The organism is Methylobacterium sp. C33D, assembly GCF_053345825.1.
In genome coordinates this window covers 1-504 of record NZ_JBKFAV010000132.1, presented here as the reverse complement: position 1 = coordinate 504, position 504 = coordinate 1, and the positions used below count along the sequence as shown (strand labels likewise).

1 protein-coding gene is annotated in these 504 nt (G+C 65.1%); it reads left to right on the top strand.

Annotated features, from left to right (window positions below):
* A partial coding sequence (locus ACLBXO_RS31715) for a DDE-type integrase/transposase/recombinase (protein WP_447687914.1) occupies nucleotides 1-492 on the top strand: 492 nt, incomplete at its 5' end.
* Nucleotides 493-504: the final 12 nt, after the last annotated feature.

Genomic DNA, 504 nt, shown 5'->3' with positions numbered 1-504 from the left:
GAGATCGCAGCAGAGAACGGTGAGCGTGTGCGGGTCGCCTTCGCGCTCGATTGCTGCGATCGGGAAGCGATGAGCTACGTGGCGACCACGGCGGGCATCACGGGCGAGGACGTCCGCGACCTGATGGTGGCGGCCGTCGAGCATCGCTTCGGGGCGGTCAACCAGCTACCGAGCCTGATCGAGTGGCTGACTGACAACGGCAGTTGCTACGTCGCCCGCGACACTCGCCGCTTCGCCCGCGAACTCGGCTTGATACCGAAGACGACGCCGCTGGAGAGCCCGCAGAGCAACGGCATGGCCGAAGCGTTCGTGCGAACCTTGAAACGCGACTACGTGCGTGTCTCGGTGCTACCGGATGCCGAGAGCGTGCTGCGCCAGCTCCCCGTTTGGCTGGCGCACTACAACGACCTTCATCCTCATCGCGCGCTCGGCTACCGCTCGCCGCGCGAGTTCATCACCCGATCAACCCAGGAGACCCTGTCCGGTTTTTAGGGGGCAACAACA